Raw genomic sequence first — 1,280 nt, forward strand, 5'->3', positions numbered from 1 at the left:
CCTCAACTCCAAATGGTTCCGCGAGATCGTGACACTATCCGCTCACAACCAGGTGCGCGACGGTGCCAACGCCGCCAGAGCTGACGTCGACGCCGCTCGCGCTGACGCCAACGCCGCCAGAGCTGACATCGCCACCAGCAGCGGGGTCGCCGTGACGACGCCCGCCCACACCACCAGCCGATGCAGGCGCGGCTCGAGGAGCGCCCCCTCACTCCCTCCCTTGCGCGGATTCCGCAGGTCGGACTCGTAGTCGAAGACGTCGTTCACCCCGTACATCACCAGGTTGTACGGGACGAGGAAGAACAGCGTGCCGACGACGAACAGCGCGTCGACCGTGCCGGCGGTGAGCAGGTAGGCGGCGGCGAACGGGAAGGCCGTGTTGATCCAGCTGATCGGACGCGACGAGAGCAGCACCTGGGCGACGGTGTGGAGGGGTCCCGGCTGCACCGTCTCAGTCTTCATCATGCGCCGCCTTCGCGGCCCGCCGCCGCGCGAGCGTCCACACGGCGGGAACGAGGAGCACCGTGGCGATCGGGTAGGCGAAGTCCTCGACCGGCGCGAGCCCGACCACGGGTCCCAACCGCGTGCCGTCGGCGTAGCCGAAGAGCCCCGCCGCGATCATGATCGAGTCGAACACCGCGGTCAGCACGACGAGCACGGCCGCGGCGATGCCGGTCGCCGCCCACCGGCGGCGTCGCTCGCCGGGCGGCAGAGTGCGCGACGCGACGAGGGCCACGACGAGGGCGACGGCGAGGAACGGCAGGCAGATGAAGGCGTACGTCACGGATGCCTCCCGCCGGGGGTGCTCGCGACGTCACCCGTCGACGGGGCCGCCGTGGCCGGCCCGCGCGAACGCGCACGTGAACGCCCGCCGTGGCGCAGCATCCGTTCGATGCCGAGCACGCAGACGAGCGACAGGTAGCAGAGGAAGAGCAGGAAGACGGGCTCCTCGAGCGGTAGCTCGGGCGCCAGCACGATGCCCGTCGCCCACGGCGATTCGCCGCGGAAGAACACCCCGAAGCCGATGCCGGCCAGGTCCCAGAGGAGGAGGAGCACGGTGCCCGTGCCGACCGCGAGCGCCGATGCGCCGGGTGCACCCCGGAACGCGAGCCGCCAGCGCACGTCGATGAGCACGATGGCGCCGATCGAGAGCAGGAGGCCCGCGAGGTAGGCGAACGCCGTCATCGAGGGGTCCGTCCCGACGCCGCGGCAGTGGGGGCCGGGGGCACGTCTGCGGTCGACGCCGTCGGAGGTGCCGCGATGACCGGGTCGCTCGCGGG

The 1,280-nt window shown here is 71.7% G+C and carries 3 protein-coding genes; all 3 read right to left on the reverse strand.

The window, feature by feature from the left end; translation table 11 throughout:
* Positions 1-42: 42 nt before the first annotated feature.
* Positions 43-465 carry a UbiA prenyltransferase family protein gene (locus GH736_RS25690; protein WP_328596955.1) on the reverse strand — a complete coding sequence of 141 codons (423 nt, stop codon included), beginning with the start codon at positions 463-465 and terminating at the stop codon, positions 43-45.
* Positions 452-784, reverse strand: a complete 333-nt coding sequence (locus tag GH736_RS23100) for a lycopene cyclase domain-containing protein (protein ID WP_159607372.1) — start codon at positions 782-784, stop codon at positions 452-454. Before GH736_RS23100 ends, GH736_RS25690 begins: the two co-directional genes overlap by 14 nt.
* A partial coding sequence (locus GH736_RS23105; protein WP_235934652.1) for a lycopene cyclase domain-containing protein occupies positions 781-1,280 on the reverse strand: 500 nt, incomplete at its 5' end. The genes GH736_RS23100 and GH736_RS23105, both read right to left, overlap by 4 nt.

This window comes from Agromyces humi (assembly GCF_009720255.1).
Classification (GTDB): Bacteria; Actinomycetota; Actinomycetes; order Actinomycetales; family Microbacteriaceae; genus Agromyces; species Agromyces humi.